This window comes from Sphingobacterium sp. T2 (assembly GCF_000814685.1).
Classification (GTDB): domain Bacteria; phylum Bacteroidota; class Bacteroidia; order Sphingobacteriales; family Sphingobacteriaceae; genus Sphingobacterium; species Sphingobacterium thermophilum.
On record NZ_JXAC01000139.1, the window covers coordinates 1 to 2,386 of the forward strand.

The 2,386-nt window shown below is 42.0% G+C and carries 2 protein-coding genes and 1 pseudogene; 1 reads left to right on the forward strand and 2 read right to left on the reverse strand.

Going from position 1 to position 2,386, the window contains the following annotated elements; all coding sequences use genetic code 11:
* Positions 1-111: 111 nt before the first annotated feature.
* Positions 112-1,383, reverse strand: coding sequence for a serine--tRNA ligase (gene serS / locus SD31_RS09605; protein ID WP_039053970.1), 1,272 nt, complete (start codon positions 1,381-1,383; stop codon positions 112-114).
* Between the two features lie 114 nt (positions 1,384-1,497).
* Positions 1,498-1,905 carry a hypothetical protein gene (locus SD31_RS09610; RefSeq protein ID WP_197053649.1) on the reverse strand — a complete coding sequence of 136 codons (408 nt, stop codon included), beginning with the start codon at positions 1,903-1,905 and terminating at the stop codon, positions 1,498-1,500.
* 355 nt (positions 1,906-2,260) lie between these two features.
* On the opposite strand from SD31_RS09610, the pseudogene SD31_RS21295 reads away from it, so the two are divergent.
* A pseudogene (locus tag SD31_RS21295) lies at positions 2,261-2,386 on the forward strand (SAM-dependent methyltransferase); the annotation flags it as partial.

The following is a 2,386-nucleotide window of genomic DNA, read 5'->3' on the forward strand; positions in this document are numbered from 1 at the left end:
CCAGACAATCTTCGCACAGCAGTGGAAAGAACAAGCAGAAAAATAAAGACAAATAAAAAGGTGATTATACGCTAATCACCTTTTTTTATCTATTATCTTGAAATGTACTTCTTAGTCTATATACTCAAATCCTGTGTAACGCACCAATGCAGCAGGAATCTTAATTCCCTTTTCCGACTGGTTGTTTTCCAAGATTGCAGCGACGATACGTGGCAAAGCCAAGGCAGAGCCGTTCAAGGTATGTGCCAGCTGCATCTTGCCTTCTGCATTTCTGAAACGTACCTTTAGACGATTGGATTGGAACGTTTCGAAGTTGGATACCGAAGATACCTCCAGCCAACGCTCCTGCGCTGCCGAAAATACTTCCATATCATAGGTCAAGGCCGACGTGAAGCTCATGTCACCCCCGCAAAGACGCAGCACACGATATGGCAGTTCCAATTTCTGCAATAGCCCCTGCACATACTGGCTCATCTCTTCCAGCACTTCGTATGACTTATCCGGATGCACAATCTGAACGGCCTCAACCTTATCGAACTGATGAAGGCGGTTCAATCCACGTACATGCGCTCCATAAGAGCCGGCCTCACGGCGGAAACAAGGTGTATAAGCACAATGCTTGACAGGAAATTGTTCTTCCTTAAGGATTACGTCACGATACAGGTTGGTTACCGGAACTTCCGCCGTAGGGATCAGATAGAGGTCGTCGTTAGTGACGTGGTACATCTGCCCCTCTTTGTCCGGCAGCTGGCCTGTTGCGAAAGCTGACGCCTCATTTACCACTACCGGCACTTGCACTTCGGTATAGCCCGCCTTTGCGGCCTCATCTAAGAAAAAGTTTATCAAAGCACGCTGTAGACGAGCCCCCTTACCTTTATAAACAGGGAATCCAGCTCCCGTAACTTTTACGCCCAACTCCAAATCAACGATATCGTATTTGGTCAACAGCTCCCAGTGTGGCAACTTGCTTTCTGACAGTGTTGGAATCTCGCCATGAGTCAATACTACCTCGTTGTCTTCCGCTGTCAAACCTTTAGGCACCGAAGTGTGCGGCAGGTTAGGCAACAAGACAATCTTGTCGTTTAGCTGCTTCTCTACTTCGGAAAGCTGTTCGGTCAGCTGCTTTATTTTCTCCTTATATCCGGACGACTTCGCTTTGATTGCTTCCGCTTCTTCCTTCTTACCTTGACGCATCAGATCCCCAATTTGTTTAGCCGAAGCATTAGCCTCCGCAGCGATGGAATCCGACTCATTTTGAATTTTGCGGCGCTGCTCATCTAGACTGATGATCTCATCAACCAAAGCTACATCTTTAAAGTTCTTTACAGCCAATCTTTCGATGACTGTATCCCTGTTTTCACGGATATAATTTAACTGCAACATACTTTTTTGAGTTTATGAGGACAAAGATAAGAAACTATATATGAAAAAAAACTTAAAAAATAAGCACTTCAAAAACGAAATGCTTATATAATAAACTCAACTTGAAGAGATTATTTAATCGATTTTTACTAACGCCGCTCGCATCTCTGCATCTACATCATTGATGTCCATAATAATCAGCTTTTGTCCGGCATTAAGATTGCCTTCCGATTTCTTTACCAGACTCTGATTAATATTTTCATCTTCAATTTTATACATGGCTCCTGTCGCAGGATCTACGATAAGCATTCCTATTAATCCTCCCAGAAGTATGTTTCCAAAATACCAGCCATTCAGCTTCGAATTAATCGTAATGACTTTAGTCTCATACCCTTCCTTTTCAAATCGTACCTGATAAATCGCCTTCTTAAAGAAGCCGTTTCCGGACTTAAGTTTTAAGGAAGCAGGCGTAATACCCGAATACACTTCAAAACCTTTTTCATCCGTAATCTTAATCTTAGCTTCCGAAGGTGTGCTGTTCACAATAATAGGCCAGTTAGTTTTACTTACAATTGAGGCACAACCACTAAATAATGCCGTTCCTAAACATAAAGAAACAATCGACTTTCTTCTCATTTTTTATATTTATTTACTAGGGTTCATTTCGTCGCCAAAACTATCCTAGATATTCCATTAAAAATTACGGGAAACCATAAAATCCTTATTTTTTCCGACACTAACATTCCCCCGTAGCACAATAGAGTTGCTATCCGTTCTATACAAGAAGAATTTTTTCCATCACACTTTCCTCAAAAGACTTAGACTTTATGTTTAAGTCTTTTTTGTTGACTCTGTCTCTTGTTTTCGACATCAAAAGAAAGAGCAAAAATACTTACCTTTGTACTATGCTCTTATTTACATACCAACGCCTATCGCAATTTGGAGGATATGACCTTTCGTGCGATACGCATCCTGAAAGAGTCTGATATTATTTTGGCGGAAGATACACGCACCAGCGCGCGCT

Excerpts from the sequence above, each read along its gene's own strand:
- serS (WP_039053970.1), bottom strand. The coding sequence starts at position 1,383 with ATGTTGCAGTTAAATTATATCCGTGAAAACAGGGATACAGTCATCGAA.